Annotated in this window: 14 protein-coding genes; 4 read left to right on the forward strand and 10 right to left on the reverse strand. The window is 71.2% G+C overall.

Annotated elements, in window-relative coordinates:
• Positions 1-422: 422 nt before the first annotated feature.
• The gene (tyrS, locus tag J2X63_RS00005) at positions 423-1,724 is read right to left on the reverse strand and encodes a tyrosine--tRNA ligase (RefSeq protein ID WP_309972595.1); all 1,302 of its coding nucleotides are present in this window, start codon (positions 1,722-1,724) and stop codon (positions 423-425) included.
• Positions 1,725-1,861: 137 nt separating this feature from the next.
• Here tyrS and J2X63_RS00010 point away from each other — a divergent pair, with 137 nt between their 5' ends.
• Both J2X63_RS00010 and J2X63_RS00015 read left to right on the forward strand, forming a co-directional pair.
• Complete coding sequence (locus tag J2X63_RS00010) at positions 1,862-2,482, forward strand: DNA-binding protein (RefSeq protein ID WP_309972597.1); 621 nt, start codon at positions 1,862-1,864, stop codon at positions 2,480-2,482.
• A 73-nt stretch (positions 2,483-2,555) separates the two neighbouring features.
• On the forward strand, positions 2,556-3,158 hold the full coding sequence (locus tag J2X63_RS00015; protein ID WP_309972599.1) for a hypothetical protein: 603 nt from the start codon (positions 2,556-2,558) through the stop codon (positions 3,156-3,158).
• Between the two features lie 11 nt (positions 3,159-3,169).
• Here J2X63_RS00015 and J2X63_RS00020 read toward each other — a convergent pair whose 3' ends face one another.
• From J2X63_RS00020 to argC, 7 genes are read right to left on the reverse strand one after another with little or no spacing between them, the layout of a single operon-like run.
• Positions 3,170-3,790, reverse strand: coding sequence for a DNA-3-methyladenine glycosylase (locus J2X63_RS00020; RefSeq protein ID WP_309972601.1), 621 nt, complete (start codon positions 3,788-3,790; stop codon positions 3,170-3,172).
• Between the two features lie 7 nt (positions 3,791-3,797).
• A complete protein-coding gene (argH, locus tag J2X63_RS00025; RefSeq protein WP_309972603.1) occupies positions 3,798-5,231 on the reverse strand; it encodes an argininosuccinate lyase in 1,434 nt (477 codons plus the stop codon).
• Positions 5,231-6,160 (reverse strand): ornithine carbamoyltransferase, encoded by a 930-nt coding sequence (gene argF / locus J2X63_RS00030; RefSeq protein ID WP_309972605.1) that lies wholly within the window; start codon positions 6,158-6,160, stop codon positions 5,231-5,233. Before argF ends, argH begins: the two co-directional genes overlap by 1 nt.
• 60 nt (positions 6,161-6,220) lie before the next feature.
• Positions 6,221-7,432 (reverse strand): acetylornithine transaminase, encoded by a 1,212-nt coding sequence (locus J2X63_RS00035; protein ID WP_309972607.1) that lies wholly within the window; start codon positions 7,430-7,432, stop codon positions 6,221-6,223.
• On the reverse strand, positions 7,429-8,361 hold the full coding sequence (gene argB / locus J2X63_RS00040; RefSeq protein ID WP_309972609.1) for an acetylglutamate kinase: 933 nt from the start codon (positions 8,359-8,361) through the stop codon (positions 7,429-7,431). Before argB ends, J2X63_RS00035 begins: the two co-directional genes overlap by 4 nt.
• Before the next feature lie 2 nt (positions 8,362-8,363).
• Positions 8,364-9,515, reverse strand: coding sequence for a bifunctional glutamate N-acetyltransferase/amino-acid acetyltransferase ArgJ (gene argJ / locus J2X63_RS00045; protein ID WP_309972611.1), 1,152 nt, complete (start codon positions 9,513-9,515; stop codon positions 8,364-8,366).
• Entirely contained in the window at positions 9,512-10,555 is a 1,044-nt protein-coding gene (argC, locus tag J2X63_RS00050) for an N-acetyl-gamma-glutamyl-phosphate reductase (protein ID WP_309972614.1), read from the reverse strand. The genes argJ and argC overlap by 4 nt, the downstream gene beginning before the upstream one ends.
• Positions 10,556-10,888: 333 nt before the next feature.
• Here argC and J2X63_RS00055 point away from each other — a divergent pair, with 333 nt between their 5' ends.
• Both J2X63_RS00055 and J2X63_RS00060 read left to right on the forward strand, forming a co-directional pair.
• Complete coding sequence (locus J2X63_RS00055) at positions 10,889-12,196, forward strand: polysaccharide lyase family 1 protein (RefSeq protein ID WP_309972615.1); 1,308 nt, start codon at positions 10,889-10,891, stop codon at positions 12,194-12,196.
• A gap of 110 nt (positions 12,197-12,306) precedes the next feature.
• On the forward strand, positions 12,307-13,293 hold the full coding sequence (locus J2X63_RS00060) for an NAD-dependent epimerase/dehydratase family protein (protein WP_309972617.1): 987 nt from the start codon (positions 12,307-12,309) through the stop codon (positions 13,291-13,293).
• A gap of 17 nt (positions 13,294-13,310) precedes the next feature.
• Here J2X63_RS00060 and pheT read toward each other — a convergent pair whose 3' ends face one another.
• The gene (gene pheT / locus J2X63_RS00065) at positions 13,311-15,836 is read right to left on the reverse strand and encodes a phenylalanine--tRNA ligase subunit beta (protein ID WP_309972619.1); all 2,526 of its coding nucleotides are present in this window, start codon (positions 15,834-15,836) and stop codon (positions 13,311-13,313) included.
• 3 nt (positions 15,837-15,839) lie between these two features.
• A complete protein-coding gene (pheS, locus tag J2X63_RS00070) occupies positions 15,840-16,880 on the reverse strand; it encodes a phenylalanine--tRNA ligase subunit alpha (RefSeq protein ID WP_309972622.1) in 1,041 nt (346 codons plus the stop codon).
• Positions 16,881-16,954 lie beyond the last annotated feature (74 nt).

Below are 16,954 nucleotides of genomic sequence, written 5' to 3' on the forward strand. Positions count from 1 at the left end.
ATCCATACCCCACCCCAAAGGGCAGAGCTGGGGTTCAATAAATTGGCATTGAACATAGTGCACGCTGTTGAGTTCTCAAGAAACGGACGCACCCGGTTCGGCACCCGTCGGGCGCCTCATCCGAGGCTTGTTTCGTTGTTTCCATCCGGTCATCCCGAGGGACGCATCCGAATGCTTCAAGCGAGTCGGAGAATTGCTTCTTCGTGGCTTGGAATCGTTCCGCTTGAGGCCGATGAGCTCTTCCGCTCTTTCGCACCTTTGGGGCAACGAGTGATTACATTACGTGGATCCCGGGGGTCGTGCAACTCAGCGCTGCATCCCGGGCGTGTCGCGCGGAACGACGGTGAAACGACCGGCACGACGAAGGGCTCCGGACGCCCGCTGGAGCGGACGACCGAAGCCCTCGGATCGGAGATCTGAACCTACTCGACGAAGATGCCCGCAAGCGTCTTCTTGCCGCGACGGAGCACGGCCATGCCCCCGCGCGGCACACGTCCCTCGAGGGTCGCCGTCTCGTCGTCGACCCGCACGTTGTCGAGCGAGACGCCGCCCTGGGTGATGGCGCGCCGGCCCTCGCTCTGGCTCGTCACGAGCCCGGTGTCCGCGAGGAGCTGCGCGATCGAGGCATCGGGTGACGTGGTCGTATTCGGGAGCTCGCGCAGCGCCGACTCGAGCGTCTCGGGATCGAGCGCCCCGAGGTCGCCCTGTCCGAACAGCGCCTGGGACGCGGCGACGACGGCGGCCGTGGCATCCGCACCGTGCACGAGCGTCGTCACCTCGGTCGCGAGCACGCGCTGGGCCTCGCGTCTGAACGGCTCGCGTTCCACGAGGTCCGCCAGCTCATCGATCCGTGCCCTGCTGAGGAACGTGAACACCTTCAGCCGGCCGATGACGTCGGCATCGTCGGTGTTGAGCCAGAACTGGTAGAAGCGGTAGGGGCTGCACATGGCGGCATCCAGCCAGATGGCATTGCCCTCGCTCTTGCCGAACTTGGTCCCGTCGGAGTTCGTGATGAGCGGCGTGCCGATGGCGTGCACGCTGCGACCCTCCACCCGATGGATGAGGTCGGTGCCGCTCGTGAGGTTGCCCCACTGGTCGCTGCCGCCCGTCTGCAGGACGCAGTCGTACTGCCGGTACAGCTCGAGGTAGTCGAAGCCCTGCAGGATCTGGTAGCTGAACTCGGTGTAGCTGATGCCGGCGTCGGAGTTGAGGCGCGACGCCACCGCATCCTTCTTGAGCATCGTGCCCACGCGGTAGTGCTTGCCGATGTCGCGGAGGAAGTCGATGGCACTGAGGCCCTCGGTCCAGTCGAGGTTGTTCACCAGGCGCACGGCGCTCGGGCCCTCGGCGGAGAGGAAGCGGCTCACCTGCGCGCGCAGGTTGCCGACCCACTCGGCCACGGTCTCCTTGGTGTTGAGGGTGCGCTCGGCCGTGGGTCTCGGATCGCCGATCAGGCCGGTGGAGCCCCCGACGAGCCCGAGTGGCCTGTGTCCGGCGAGTTGCAGACGCCGCATCGTCAGCAGTTGCACGAGATTGCCGAGGTGGAGGCTCGGGGCGGTCGGGTCGAATCCGCAGTAGTAGGTGATGGGCTCGCCTGCGAGCAGCTCCTTCAGCGCGGCCCGGTCGGTGGACACGTGGACGAGCCCGCGCCAGACGAGCTCCTCCCAGACATCCTCGAAGGAGTCGTCGTTCTGCTGGGTTGCGAGGATCACGGGGTCTGACACGCCAGCAAGGCTACCAGCGCGGCGCGCAGCAACGACTTCATGCCGCAGACTTGATCGAAGAGAATCAAATCTGTAGCATTGATCTCAAGGGATTCAGCCTGCAGGCTTGATCCGAATCAGCGTGAGGAGGTGCATCCATGTTCGTCATCACCGCCGACCAGGTCGCGAGTCGTCGCGAGCGCGACCGTGCCGGCGGGCTCGTCGAGGAGCTCGCGCAACGGCACGGCGACGAACTGGTGTTCCCGCCCGACCAGACGGCAGGCGACGAGATCCAGCTCGTCACCCGATCGGCGTCGACCGCGCTCGCGATCGTGCTCGACGTGACCCGCACCGGGAGGTGGAGCGTCGGCATCGGCGTCGGCGACATCCGGCTGCCGCTTCCGGATGCCGCACGCAAGGCCACCGGCACCGCCTTCATCTCCGCGCGCGAGGCCGTGGTCGCTGCGAAGCGCGCCGAGGGTCGCTTCGCACTGCGGGCGGCCGGCGACCCCACGCGGCCCGCCGCCGACGTGGAGGCGCTCGTGCGACTGCTCGTGCTCCTCAGGGAGCGACGGACCGACCTCGGCTGGGAGGTCGTGGACCTCATGTTCGCAGGGCACCGCCAGAAGGAGGCGGCCGCCCTCCTCGCCGTGACTCCGGCCGCCGTCAGCGCCCGACTGAAGGCCGCGATGTGGCGCGCCGAGGAGGACGCGCGCCCGGGCCTGGAACGACTGCTCGCCGAGCTCGACGCGGAATCCGAACGCGCCGCGGCGACGTGACCCCGCGGTGGGGGCGGCCCTCGTTACACTGCTCGAAGCCACGGCCGTCCGGTCGCTGCGCGGAAGGAGCACCGTGAACCTCGTCGTCGTCGCCGATGCCATCGCCTGGTCGGCGCTGCTGCTCTCGCTGACGGCCGCGGCCGCGCTCTCGGTGCTCGCGTTCCTGAAGCCGAGGTCGGTCTGGTTCTGGTTCGCGACGGTGACGCTCGGCATCGCGCTCATGGCCGCCGCGTCCATCTCCGCGCCGGCCGAGTTCGGCTTCGCACCGCTCATCACCGTGCTGGGCTTCACCGTGGCGATCTTCGGCGGGAGCCCGGCGGCCGCGACCGCGTTGAACCTCGCGATGGGAGCCAGCGCACCTCCCGGCCTCCACGGCGGCATCATCGTGGCCGAACGACCCACCGCCGAGGAGCAGCGCCAGGGAGTCGTCGCCGGTGGGCGCCGGGAGGTCCTCCGGGGCGGCCTCACCATCGGCGTGCTCGAGCGCGTCGCGACGGCGGGCTCCATTATCGCGGGCTTTCCCGAGGGACTGGCGATCGTGGTCGCCGTGAAGGGCGTCGGCCGGTTCACCGAACTCGAAGCGCCCGAGGCGCGCGAGCGGTTCATCATCGGCACCTTCGCGAGCCTGATCTGGGCCTGCGCGGCCGCGCTCGTCGTGCACCTCGCCGTCCACTGAGCTCGCCCGTGTCAGTCGTGCGACTTCGCATGACGCCGGTACGGCGAGACTCCGGGCTCACCCGGGATCCAGAACCGCCACGGGAACGCCGCTCCCCCGCCCGCACCGCTCACGCCGGTGCGCGGGCCCGACGCGAACGGCTCGGGCACCACGGGAACCTCCAGCGCGAACGGCGGCGCCAGCAGGTCCGCGCCGCTCGCTGCCAGCGGCACGCCGAGCGCGACGGCGAGACGGGCGGGGCCTCGAGCCAGGTCGCGGTCGGATGCACCGGGCCGACGACTCCGCGCGAGCTCGAGCCCCCCGACGATGGTGCCACCGCGCAGGAGCACCGCCGACGACATGCCCGGAACACCCGCCACGACGTTGAGGCACGTGTGCATGCCGTACGTGAAGTAGGCGTACAGGTGCGCGGCCTCCCCGAACATGACCGCGTTCCTGCGCGTCATGCCCCGGAACGCATGCGAGCCCGGATCCTCGCCGACGCCGCGGTACGCCTCCACCTCGGCGATGCGCAGGGCCACCGGTCCATCCTCGGCGTCGTGGGTCAGCACGGCACCGAGGAGCAGCGGCGCGAGCTCGACGGAGTCGCGCGCGAAGAACGCACGCGACGCCGTGACGAGCCGCTCCGTCATCCGTCGGTCAGCGACCCGCGACCGGCAGGCCCCCGACGAGGTGCCGCACGCGATCGGCGAGCCGGGCGAACTGCTCGTCGACCCGTACCGGCGCGGTGCCGCCGAGCCCGTCTCGACTCGACACCGACCCCTCGACCGTGAGCACGCCACGGACCTCGGGCGTCAGGTGCGGCGAGATCGACGCGAGCGCCGCGTCGGAGATCTCGTCGAGCTCGAGACCGTGCTCCTCGGCGTAGCGCACGACCGCGCCGGTGATCTCGTGGGCGTCGCGGAACGGCACGTGCTGCTTCACGAGCCACTCCGCGACATCCGTGGCGAGCGAGAACCCAGCGGGCGCGAGCTCGGCCATGCGCTCGGTGTGGAACGTCAGCGTGGCGATCATGCCCGTGAAGGCCGGGAGGAGCACCTCGAGCGTCTCGACCGAGTCGAACACCGGCTCCTTGTCCTCCTGGAGGTCGCGGTTGTACGCGAGCGGCAGGCCCTTGAGCGTGGCCAGCAGGCCCGAGAGGTTGCCGATCAGGCGACCCGACTTGCCGCGTGCGAGCTCGGCGATGTCGGGGTTCTTCTTCTGCGGCATGATCGACGACCCGGTCGAATACGCGTCGTCGAGGGTGACGAACCCGAACTCGCGCGTGTTCCACAGGATCACGTCCTCCGCGAGCCGTGAGACGTCGATGCCGATCATGGCGGTGACGAATGCGAACTCCGCGACCACGTCGCGACTGGCGGTGGCGTCGAGCGAGTTCTCGGCCGGGGCCGCGAGGCCCAGGTCGCGGGCGACGGATGCCGCGTCGAGGCCGAGCGTCGACCCCGCCAGCGCTCCCCCGCCGTAGGGCGAGACATCCGCGCGCTTCGTCCAGTCGACGATCCGCTCGAGGTCGCGCGACAGCGCCCATGCGTACGCCAGGAGATGGTGGGCGAGCAGCACCGGCTGGGCATGCTGGAGGTGCGTGCGACCCGGCATGACCGCGGTGCGGTGCGCGTCGGCCTGGGCGGCGAGCGCGTCGATGAGGTGCACCAGCTGCTGGCCGATGGTCGCCGCGTGGTCCTTCAGGTAGAGACGCACGAGCGTCGCGATCTGGTCGTTCCGGCTGCGCCCCGCGCGCAGCTTGCCGCCGAGCTCGGGACCGACGATGCCGATGAGCGCGGCCTCGAGGGCGCCGTGGACGTCTTCATCGGCGTCGCCCGCGACGATCCGTCCCGACGACACGTCGGACTCCAGTTGGTCGAGGCCCGCCAGCATCGCGGTGAGCTCGTCGTCGGTGAGGTAGCCCGCAGCCGCGAGGGCGCGGGCGTGGGCCCGGGACCCGGCGAGGTCGTACGGGGCGAGCTGCCAGTCGAAATGGGTCGACTTCGAGAGCCGCGCGAGCTCGGGCGATGGACCGCTCGCGAACCGCGCGCCCCAGAGGGATCCCTCGTTGGTGCCGTGCTCCTCGGCCATCAGGCGTCCTTCCGCTCGAGCAGCCACACCAGCAGCGCCTTCTGCGCGTGCAGCCGGTTCTCGGCCTCGTCCCAGATGATCGACTGCTCGCCGTCGATGACCTCGGCGGTGACCTCGTAGCCGCGATCCGCCGGCAGGCAGTGCAGGAAGACCGCATCGGATGCCGCGAGCGACATGAGTTCGCGATCGACCTGGTACGCGCCGAACGTCGCGACGCGGTGGGCCTTCTCGTCCTCTTTGCCCATCGAGACCCAGGTGTCGGTGACGATGACGTCGGCGCCCGAGGCCGCCTCCGCGGCATCCGTGAACAGGCTGACGGAACCTCCGGTGGTCGCGGCGACGCGATCGGCGTCGGCGACGACGGATGCCGCGGGCGCGAACTCCTCGGGGGACGCGACTCGCACGTGCATGCCCGCCGTCGCGCCGGCGAGCACGTAGGACTGGGCCATGTTCGAGGCGCCGTCGCCGAGGAAGGTGACGGTCAGCCCGGCGAGGCGACCCTTGTGCTCACGGATGGTGAGCAGGTCGGCCAGCAGCTGGCACGGGTGGAAGTCGTCGGAGAGTGCGTTCACCACCGGCACGGAGGTGCCCGCCGCCATCTCCTCGAGGCCGGCCTGCCCGTACGTGCGCCACACGATGGCCGCGACCATGCGCTCGAGCACCCGGGCCGTGTCGGAGGGGGTCTCCTTGCCGCCGAGCTGGCTGTTCGCCGTCGAGATGATGAGCGGCGATCCGCCGAGGTCGGCGATGCCGACGGCGAACGACACCCGGGTGCGCGTCGACGACTTGTCGAAGATCACGGCGACGGTCTGGGGTCCGGCGAGCGGCTTCGTGCCCCAGCGGTCGGCCTTCAGGCGCTCGGCGAGGTCGAGGATCTCGGCCTGCTCGGCTGGAGTGATGTCGTCGTCGCGGAGGAAGTGGCGGGTCATGCGGTTCCGTTCGTGTGGATCGGGTCGTGCGAGGTCTGCGTGGTGGCGGTCTGCCGTGGGTCAGTGGCGCGCCGAGGTGACGGCGTCGAGCGCGCGGGAGAACTTGTCGGCGAACTCGTCGACCTCCGCGTCGCCGATGATCAGGGGTGGGGCCATCCGGATGGTGGAGTCGTTCGCCGCGTTGACGATGAGGCCCGCTCGCATGGCCTCGGCGGTGAGCCTCGTGGCGACCGGCTCCGTGAGCGCGATGCCGATGAGGAGGCCCCGGCCACGGGTCCCGGCGATGAGCGGGGAGCCGAGCGACGCGATGCGCTCGTCGATCTGCCGGCCGCGCAGGGCCGCATTCTCGACGAGGCCGGCCCGCTCGATCTCGCCGAGGACGGCGTTCGAGACCGCGGTCGCGAGCGGGTTGCCGCCGAACGTCGAGCCGTGCTGCCCCTTGGAGTACAGCGACGACGCGTGGCCGAAGGTGACGAGGCCGCCGATCGGGAACCCGCCGCCGATGCCCTTCGCGACGGTGATCGCGTCGGGCGTGATGCCGGCGTGCTGGAACGCGAACCACTCGCCGGTACGGCCGGCGCCGGTCTGGATCTCGTCGACGATGAGCAGCGCGCCGTGTCGGTGCGTCAACTCGCGGGCGGCCACGAGGAATCCATCGGGCAGCTCGACGACGCCGGCCTCACCCTGGATGGGTTCGACGAAGAGCGCGGCGACCCCGTCGTCGAGCGACGTCTCGAGCGCCTCGATCGTGGCCGGGAGGTGCTCGACCCCGCCGGGCAGCGGCTCGAAGGCCTCGCGCATGTGCGCCTTGCCGGTGAGCGCGAGCGAGCCCATGGTGCGTCCGTGGAAGCCGTCGACGAGCGCCAGCACGCGGCTGCGGGCGCCGCCCGAGTTGTTCAGGCGCGCCAGCTTGAACGCGGCCTCGTTCGCCTCGGCGCCGGAGTTGCCGAACCAGGCGCGCCCCTGGTCGCCCGTGCCCGCCAGGCGGGTGATGCGCTCGGCGAGCTCGAGCGCGGGCTCCGTCGTGAAGTAGTTGGACACGTGCGCGAGGCGGGCCGCCTGCGTCGAGACGGCCTCGACGAACACGGGGTGCGCATGCCCGAGCGAGTTCACCGCGATGCCCGCGAGGAAGTCGAGGTACTCGTGCCCCGCGTCGTCCCACACCCGCGCACCACGGCCGTGATCGAGCTTCGCGAGCGGCATCCCGATCGAGCGCATCACGCGTCGGTCGAAGCGGCCCTGCCACTCGTTGAGGTCGTCGAGGGCCGTCATGCGGGAACCACCTCCGTGCCGATGCCCGACTGGGTGAACACCTCGAGCAGGATCGAGTGCGGGATGCGCCCGTCGATGATCGCCGCCTTGGCGACGCCGCCCTCGACGGCTTCGAGGCACGCTGCCATCTTCGGGATCATCCCCGATTCGAGCTTCGGCAACAGGGCCGTGAGCTCGGGCACGTCGATCACCGACACGAGGGAGTCGCGATTGGGCCAGTCTCGGTAGAGGCCCGCGACATCGGTGAGGATCACGAGCTTGGCCGCACCGAGCGCGACCGCGAGGGATGCGGCCGCCGAGTCGGCGTTCACGTTGAGCGACTGTCCGGGCGTGGCGCCGTCGGGCGCGATCGAGGAGACGACCGGGATGCGGCCCGCGTCGAGCTGCGCGTGCACCGCGGCCGGATCGACGGCGACCACGTCGCCGACGAGTCCCAGGTCCACCTCGACCCCGTCGACCACGGCGCCCCGGCGACGACCCGTGAACAACCCGGCATCCTCGCCCGACAGCCCCGCAGCCAGCGGGCCGTGCTCGTTGATGAGCGACACCAGCTCGCGATTGACCTGACCCGACAGCACCATGCGCACGACGTCCATCGTCTCGGGCGTCGTGACCCGGTAGCCGCCGCGGAACTCGCTCTCGATGCCGAGCCGACCGAGCATCGCCGAGATCTGGGGTCCGCCGCCGTGCACCACGACGGGCTTGATGCCGGCGTAGCGCAGGTAGACCATGTCCTCGGCGAACGCGCGCTGGAGCTCTGGGCTCACCATCGCGTTGCCGCCGAACTTCACCACGATCGTCTCGCCGTGGAAGCGCTTCAGCCACGGCAGCGAGTCGATGAGCACCTGCGCCTTGTCGCCCGCCGTCGCCGTCCAGGCCGCGTCGCCCGCGGCATCCGCCTCGGTCGTCGTCGCGTTCTCGTCGCCCATGCTCAGCTCGCGTAGGCGCTGTTCTCATGCACGTAGTCGTGCGTGAGGTCGTTGGTGAGGATGGTGGCGGATGCCTCGCCGGCGTGCAGCTCGATGAGCACGTGCGTGGCACGCGGCGTGAGGTCGACCTGCTCGCGCGGCGCGTCGGGCCGACCCGCGTGGCACACCCGGACGCCGTTCATGGACACGTCGACGAGGTAGGGGTCGAACGGCGCCTTCGTCGTGCCGATCGCCGCGAGCACCCGCCCCCAGTTGGGATCGTTGCCGAAGATCGCCGCCTTGAAGAGGTTGTTCCGGGCCACCGACCGGCCCACCTCGACGGCGTCGTCCTCGGAGACCGCCCCGCGCACCTCGATGGCGATGTCGTGGCTGGCTCCCTCTGCGTCTTCCTGCAGCTGCTGCGCGAGCGAGCGGCACGCGTCGGTCACGGCTGCCGCGAACGCGGTCGGGTCGGGCACGACGCCCGACGCGCCCGAGGCGAGGAGCGTCACCTGGTCGTTCGTGGACATGCAGCCGTCGGAGTCCAGCCGGTCGAAGGTCACCCGGGTGGCGGCACGCAGCGCGGTGTCGAGCGCGGCGGCCGCGACGTCGGCGTCGGTCGTCAGGACCACGAGCATCGTGGCGAGGCCCGGCGCGAGCATGCCCGCGCCCTTCGCGATGCCGCCGACGCGCCATCCGTCGCCCTCGACCACCACGGTCTTCGGGCGCGTGTCGGTCGTCATGATGGCGCGCGCGGCGTCGGCGCCGCCGTCGGTCGAGAGCCGGTTGGCGGCCGACAGCACGCCCTCCTCCACGACCTCGCCGTCGAGCTGCTCGCCGATGAGACCCGTGGAGCACACCAGCACGTCGCCGGAGGAGACGCGGAGGGCGCCGGCGGCGGCCTCGGCGGTGCCGTGGGTCACCTGGAATCCCTCGGCACCGGTGAAGCAGTTCGCCCCGCCCGAGTTGAGCACGATCGCGGCCACCCGTCCGTCGGCGATGGCCTGCTCCGACCACAGGATCGGATTCGCCTTCGCGCGGTTCGACGTGAACACCGCCGCCGCTGCGTTCGACGGCCCGCGGTTCACGATCAGCGCGAGGTCGAGCGCTCCCGAGCGCTTGATGCCGGCCGCGACACCCGCCGCCTCGAATCCCTCGGGGGCGGTGACGGTCACGGGGCGACTCCGTTCACGGGAAGGCCGGTGGACTCGGCGAGCCCCAGCGCGATGTTCGCCGACTGGATCGCGGCACCGGCGGTGCCCTTCACGAGGTTGTCGACGGCGGTCACGACGACGACGCGGCCTGCCGCCTCGTCGACGGCGAGCCCCATGAGCGCCGTGTTCGCGCCGAGCACGTCGGCGGTGCGCGGGAATTGGCCGGGCGGCAGGAGCTGCACGAAGCGCTCCCCTGCGTAGGCGTCCTCCCACGCCGCGCGGACGGCCGAGGCATCCGTGCCCGGGACGATGCGGGCGGTCGACGTCGCCAGGATGCCGCGCGACATCGGCACGAGCACCGGCGTGAACGAGATGGTCGGAGATGCAGCACCCGCCCAGCGCAGCGACTGCGAGATCTCGGGGATGTGGCGGTGGCCGCCGCCCACCGCGTAGGGGTTCGCCGAGCCGAGGAGCTCGCTGCCCAGCAGGTGCGCCTTGAGGCTCTTGCCGGCACCGGACGGGCCCACGGCGAGCACGGCGACGAGGTCCCGGTCCTCGATGACGCCCGCACGGATGCCGGGGGCGAGCGACAGGGCGACGGTCGACGCATTGCACCCTGGGGCTGCGATGCGGCGGGCACCCGTGAGCCGGTCGCGCTGGGTGCCGGTCAGCCGGGGCAGCTCGGGCACGCCATAGGCCCACGCGCCGTGGTGCGCGCCGCCGTAGAACGCTGCCCAGTCGGCGGACGACTCGAGGCGGTGGTCGGCGCCGCAGTCGATGACGAGCGTCTCGGGCGACAACTGTGCCGCGACCGCTCCGGATGCTCCGTGCGGAAGCGCGAGGAAGACGACGTCGTGGCCGGCGAGCGTCTCGGCGTTCGTCTCCTGCAACGTGAGGTGCGTGTAGGTGCGAAGGTGCGGCTGCACGGCAACGAGCGGCTGGCCCGCATTGGCGTGCCCCGTGACGGTGCGCACCTCGAAGTCGGGATGGTCGGCGAGGAGGCGCAGGATCTCCCCTCCGGCATAGCCGGACGCGCCGGAAACGGCGACGGAGTACGTCATGGATTCCACCTTAGGGTCTGTGCGGTCGGGGCGAGGGCCGGGCGACGCCCCGCGACAGGCCGACTAGGCCGCGACAGGGGTCGCCGAGATTCGGCGCTCGCCACGACGTCGGTTGCGCACGACCGGGACACGCGAGACGCGTGCGGCGGTGGCGAACCGGGTGGCGGACATGTGAGCGACCCTATCGTGCGACGGCAGGGGCGCGCAAAACGCGCGGTGGAGTGACGCACGCGGCTCTTTACACGGCCGACCGGCGCCTGCTACGTTCCGGAAAGCGCTTTCTCGACGGACGACGGCGTCCGTCGGCGCGGGACCGAAGGAGCTCCCCCGACCATGCAACGACGATGGATCACCGCGGGCGTCGCCACGCTCGGCGGTGTCGCCCTCCTGCTCACCTCAGCCGTGCCGGCGCATGCCGACCCCAGCCCGCGAACGGATGCCGCACGCGAGACGCTCGCCGCGGGCGACGGCTGGGCCTCGGCGGGTGCCGGCACGACCGGGGGCTCGACCGCGACCCCCGAGCACGTGTTCACCGTCGACGACCGGGCCGGGCTCGTCGCCGCCGTCGCCGGCGACGAGCCGAAGATCGTGTACGTGTCGGGCGTCATCGACGCGAACACCGACGGCGCCGGGGCGCCCCTCACCTGCGCCGACTACGCGCGCGGCGGCTACACGCTCGACGCCTACCTCGCCGCGTACGATCCGGCGGTCTGGGGCTGGGACTCCGAGCCGTCGGGCCCCGTCGAGGCGGCACGGGCCGCATCGCAGGCCGCGCAGCGGGAGCGCATCGACATCCGCGTGGGCGCGAACACCACGCTCATCGGCCTGCCCGGCGCCGAGATCACCGGCGCCGCCCTGCAGGTCGCGAACGTGTCCAATGTCGTCATCCGTGGCCTCACGCTCACGAACGCGTTCGACTGCTTCCCGTCCTGGGACCCGACCGACGGCGAGACCGGCAACTGGAACTCCGAGTGGGACCTCCTCACCGTCACCGGCTCGACCAACGTGTGGATCGACCACAACGACCTCAGCGATGGCGGGGCACTCGACTCCCTCCAGCCGTCGCACTTCGGCCGGCCGTTCCAGATCCACGACGGACTCCTCGACGTCGTGCGCGCCGCCGACCTCGTCACGATCTCGTGGAACCGCTTCCACGACCACGACAAGGTCATGCTCATCGGCAACAGCGACAGCCGCACGACCGACCGCGGCCACCTGCGCGTCACCCTGCACCACAACGAGTTCCGCGACCTCGGCCAGCGGGCGCCCCGAGTGCGGTTCGGACAGGTCGACGCCTACAACAACCACTACGTGCAGTCGACGCACGACCAGTACCCGTTCGTCTACTCGTGGGGACTCGGCATCGAGTCGAAGCTCGTGGCAGAGCAGAACGCCTTCACCGTGACGAAGGACTTCGACCCCGCCGCGATCATCGAGGTCTACAAGGGCACGGCGATCAGCGAATCGGGAAACGTCGTGAACCTGCGACCCGCCGACGTGCTCGGCGCCTACAACGAGTCGAACGGCACCGCGATCGCCGACGACGCGGGCTGGACGCCCGAGTACCGCGGAAAGGTGCACCCCGCCGTCGCCGTGCCCGCACTCGTGAGCGTCTTCGCGGGGCCCCCCGGGCTCCGCTGAGCCGCCGGTCGGGCGGACGGCTCGACGTCGTCCGCCCGCCTGCCCGCAGGGGCGCGACGGGCATAGGCTCGGCACGCGGCATCCGGCCCGCCGTCATCGAGGAGGAGACCATGGCCCTGCGCGTGCTGTTCATCGGCGGCAACGGCATCATCAGCTCGGCGTCCAGCGCCCGCATCGTCGAGCGCGGCGATGACCTCACGCTCCTGAACCGCGGACGGAGCACCGACCGCCCGCCGATCACCGGGGCGCGGCACCTGACGGGCGACGCCGACGATCCGGCATCCGTCGCCGACGCCATCGGCGAGGAGACGTTCGACGTCGTCGCGAACTTCCGCTCGTTCTCGCCGGCCCAGGTCGAACGCGACGTCGACCTCTTCGAGGGACGCTGCCGGCAGTACGTGTACATCTCGTCGGCATCCGCGTACCAGAAGCCGGTCGCGCACCTGCCGATCACCGAGTCGACTCCCCTGCGGAACCCGTACTGGCAGTACTCCCGGGACAAGATCGCGAGTGAGGATCTGCTGGTCGCCGCCTATCGGGAGCGCGGATTCCCGGCCACGATCATCCGGCCGTCGCACACGTACGACGGCGCGACCGTGCCGCTCCTCGGCGGCTGGACCGCCATCGACCGGATGCGGCGAGGCAAGCCCGTGGTGGTGCAGGGCGACGGCACGAGCCTGTGGACGCTCACCCACACGCGCGACTTCGCGGTGGCGTTCACCGGGCTGCTCGGCAACGATCGGGCCATCGGCGAGGCGTTCCACATCACGTCCGACGAGGTGCTCACCTGGGACCAGGTCGGCGCGGCGCTCGCGCGGGCCGCCGGAGCGGAGTTCCGTCCGGTGCACATCGCGAGCGAGGCCATCGCCCGTGAGCTCCCTGACGACGGACCCGGCCTCCTGGGCGACAAGGCGCACTCGGTGATCTTCGACAACACGAAGGTGAAGGCCCTCGTGCCCGAGTACCGGGCCGTCATCCCGTTCTGGCGGGGCGCGCAGGAGATCGTGGACTGGCACGACGGCGACGCCACTCGGCGCGAGGTCGACGCGGAGCTGGATGGCGCGTTCGACCGCCTCATCGACCGGCACGGGGCCTGAGGCCCCGTGCCATCGGACTACTCCCGGAGCGTGGCCCCGACGCGTTCGGCGGCGAGCCCGGCGCCGGCGAGCTTCGCCTCGCTGGCCTCCGCCGCCGTGAGCGTGCGGTCGGCGGCGCGGAACCGCAGGGCGAAGGTCAGGCTCTTCGAGCCGTCGGCCACGCCCGAGCCGCGGTAGTCGTCGACCAGCTGCACGTGCTCGAGCAGCTCCCCGGCGCCCTCTCGCACTGCGGCAGCCACCGCTGCCGCCGGCACGTCGGCGGCCACGACGAGCGAGAGGTCCTGCGTCGCCGCGGGGTACGTGCCGATCTGTCCGGCCTCGAGTCCGGGCTCGGTGAGCGCGATGACCGCGTCGAGGTCGAGCTCGGCGACCGCGACGACGCGCGGCAGATCGGCCGCTTCCGCCACGGCGGGCAGCAGCTCGCCGGCGAAGCCGACCGTGCGGCCCCCGACACGGAGCTCGGCCGTGCGACCGGGATGCAGTGCCTGATGCGAGCCCTGCACGATCTCGATCTCGGCGCCGACGGCGAGGGCGATCTCTCGCACCGCGTCGAGCGCGTCGATGATGCCGGCGGGCACGGCGGTCACGCCCGGCTGCTTCGGGACGACGTCGCCCACGACGAGCACGCCCACGTGACGGGGCTGCGGCGGGATGCCGGCCTGGAGGGTCTCGAGCTCGGCGTCGCTCGGACGCGCGTCCCCGAGCGGCAGCGCCGGTGAACCGTAGATGCGGCCGACCTCGGGCAGGAACACGGTGCCGAGCTCGAACAGGGACACGTCGACGAGTCCGCGAGAACGGTTGCGCTTCGCCGCCGCGATGAGCCCGGGAAGCAGCGACCGGCGCATGAGCGCGGTGCTCGCGTCGAGCGCGTTGGCGAGCTTCACGGATGCCACGGGCGAACCGCCGGCGCTGCCGAACCGCGCGTTCTCGGCCTCGGTGGCGAACGGGAACGACAGCACCTCGGTGGATCCGGCGGCCGCCAGCGTGTCGGCGACCCGGCGCCGGATGCGCTGCGAACGGGTGAGGCCGCGTCCGGGCGGCGCGACCGGGAGCACCGACGGGATGCGGTGGTAACCGGCGAGCCGGGCCACCTCCTCCGCCAGTTCGGCGCGGCCCGTGAGGTCGGGGCGCCAGGACGGCGGCACGACCTCGAACCCGCCCTCGACACGGGTCACCGCGCCGCCCACCTCGGCGAGCGCGTCGTGCACCTCATCGTCGGAGTACTCGACGCCGATGAGCCCCGAGACGTACCCGTCGGGCAGCAGGATCGCGCCGCGGGCCGGGGCCTCGTGGATGAGGGAACCACCTGCGTCGGCGGTTCCGCCGGCGAGGTCGGCCATGAGCTGCGCGACGCGGGACACCGCGGAGGCCGCGATCTCGGGGTCGACGCCGCGCTCGTAGCGCTTGGCCGCTTCACTCGGCAGCTTGTGGCGTCGTGCCGTGCGCGCGATGGACACCGGGTCCCAGTTCGCCGCCTCGATGAGCACGTTCCGCGTGGAGTCGTCCATCTCGGTCTCGGCCCCGCCCATGACGCCGCCCAGCCCGATCGGGCCGCGGTCGTCGGTGACGACCAGGTCTTCGACGTGGAGCGTGCGCTCCTTGCCGTCGAGGGTGGTGAGCTTCTCGCCCGGCGTCGCGCGACGCACCACGATGCCGCCCCGGAGACGGTCGAGGTCGTACCCGTGGATGGGCTGCCCGAGCTCGAGCATCACGTAGTTCGTGATATCGACGAGCACCGAGAGCGAGCGGATACCGGCGAGCTTCAGCCGCGCGACCATCCACGGCGGGGTGGGGCGAGTCGGATCCACGCCGCGCACGATGCGCGTCGCGAACACGGCCGAGCCGACGCGGCCCCGGATGGGCGCCTCGTCGCGGATCTCAACGGGGAAGCCGTCGAGCGTGGCATCCACCGCCCCCGACTGCTCGACCGGGTCACGGAACGTCGCGCCCGTGGCGTGGGCGTACTCGCGCGCCACGCCACGGATGGAGAACGCGTAGCCGCGGTCGGGCGTGACGTTGATCTCGACCGCGGCGTCGTCGAGCCCGAGGAGCGCGATGGCGTCGGTGCCGACGGGCGCGTCGATGCCGAGCGTCGAGAGGCGAAGGATGCCGTCGTGGTCCTCGCCGAGGCCGAGCTCACGCGCGGAGGCGATCATGCCGTCGGACACGTGCCCGTACGTCTTGCGCGCGGCGATCGGGAAGGGGCCGGGCAGCACCGCGCCGGGCAGGGTGACGACGACCTTGTCGCCGACGAAGAAGTTGCGTGCGCCGCAGACGATCCCGTGCACGGCGTCGCCGCCGTCGGCCGCGGCCTCGCCATCGGGCGCCACCCGAACCTGGCACCAGCGGATGGTCTTGCCGTTGGACTGCGGCTCCTCGACGAACTCGAGGACCTCGCCCACGACGATCGGCCCCTGGAGCTCGAACGTATGCACGTCCTCCTCTTCGAGACCGACCCGCACGAGGGCGGCATGCACATCTTCAGGAGTCGTGCCCGGCACGAGTTCGACGTATTCGGCGAGCCAGCTGAGCGGCACTCGCATGGGTCAGACCACCATTCCGAACTGCTGGGAGAACCGGACGTCTCCCTCGACCATTTCCCGCATGTCCTGCACCCCGTTGCGCAGCATGAGCCCGCGCTCGATGCCCATGCCGAACGCGAACCCCGTGTAGACCTCGGGGTCGATGCCGGCGGCCTTCAGCACATTGGGGTGCACCATCCCGCAACCGCCCCACTCGATCCAGCGCGGCCCGTCCTTGAAGGTCGGGTGCCAGAAGTCGAGTTCGGCGCTGGGCTCGGTGAACGGGAAGAAGCTCGGGCGCAGGCGCACCTTCGCCTCGTCGCCGAAGATCGACTTCACGAAGTGGTCGAGGGTGCCCTTCAGGTGCGCCATGGTGAGGCCCTTGTCGACGGCGAGGCCCTCGAACTGCATGAACACCGGCAGGTGGGTCGCATCGAACTCGTCGGTGCGGTAGACCCGCCCGGGGGCGAGCACGTAGATCGGCACCTCGCGCTCGAGCATCGACCGCACCTGCACCGGGCTGGTGTGGGTGCGCAGCACCAGATGGGCCTCGGGCGGGTCCACGAAGAACGTGTCCTGCATGGCCCGCGCCGGGTGGTCGGCATCGAAGTTCAGTGCGTCGAAGTTGAACCACTCGCTCTCGACCTCGGGGCCCTCGGAGATCTCCCAGCCCATGCCGGTGAAGACGTCGCACACCCGGTCCTGCAGGAGGGCGAGCGGATGCCGCGCGCCGGGCCGGTACCGTGACGGCAGTGCCGTGACGTCGACCGCCTCGGCCGCGAGCTGGGCGGCGGCCTCGGCCTCGAGGATCTCGGCCTCACGGGCGGCGAACGCCTGGTTGACGCGGCCACGAGCGCCGCCGACGAGCTTGCCGAGCGCGGCCTTCTGGTCGTTCGGCACGTTGCGGAGCTCGGCGTTCAGCTGCGCGAGGGTGGACTTCTCCCCCGTGTGTTCTGCGCGGACGGTCTTCAGCGCGGCGGAGTCGGCGGCCGCGGCGATCGCCGCGAGCGCGGTATCGACGGCCGACTCGACGGCCTGCTCGGTGATTTCACGGGGCTCGGACACAAGGAACGAGTCTAGCGGGCGGTCACGAGCGACTCCGGTCGATTCATCGACCCGTGGACGTCGCGGTCCTCGAT

Origin of the sequence: Agromyces sp. 3263, assembly GCF_031456545.1 — a bacterium.
Classification (GTDB): domain Bacteria; phylum Actinomycetota; class Actinomycetes; order Actinomycetales; family Microbacteriaceae; genus Agromyces.

Coding starts and splice junctions, on each gene's coding strand:
- J2X63_RS00020 (WP_309972601.1), bottom strand. CDS start 3,790: ATGACGGAGCGGCTCGTCACGGCGTCGCGTGCGTTCTTCGCGCGCGAC.
- pheT (WP_309972619.1), bottom strand. CDS start 15,836: ATGCGAGTGCCGCTCAGCTGGCTCGCCGAATACGTCGAACTCGTGCCG.
- argC (WP_309972614.1), bottom strand. CDS start 10,555: ATGACGTACTCCGTCGCCGTTTCCGGCGCGTCCGGCTATGCCGGAGGG.
- argF (WP_309972605.1), bottom strand. CDS start 6,160: ATGACCCGCCACTTCCTCCGCGACGACGACATCACTCCAGCCGAGCAG.
- J2X63_RS00035 (WP_309972607.1), bottom strand. CDS start 7,432: ATGACGGCCCTCGACGACCTCAACGAGTGGCAGGGCCGCTTCGACCGA.
- argH (WP_309972603.1), bottom strand. CDS start 5,231: ATGGCCGAGGAGCACGGCACCAACGAGGGATCCCTCTGGGGCGCGCGG.
- J2X63_RS00055 (WP_309972615.1), top strand. CDS start 10,889: ATGCAACGACGATGGATCACCGCGGGCGTCGCCACGCTCGGCGGTGTC.
- argB (WP_309972609.1), bottom strand. CDS start 8,361: ATGGGCGACGAGAACGCGACGACGACCGAGGCGGATGCCGCGGGCGAC.
- J2X63_RS00060 (WP_309972617.1), top strand. CDS start 12,307: ATGGCCCTGCGCGTGCTGTTCATCGGCGGCAACGGCATCATCAGCTCG.
- J2X63_RS00010 (WP_309972597.1), top strand. CDS start 1,862: ATGTTCGTCATCACCGCCGACCAGGTCGCGAGTCGTCGCGAGCGCGAC.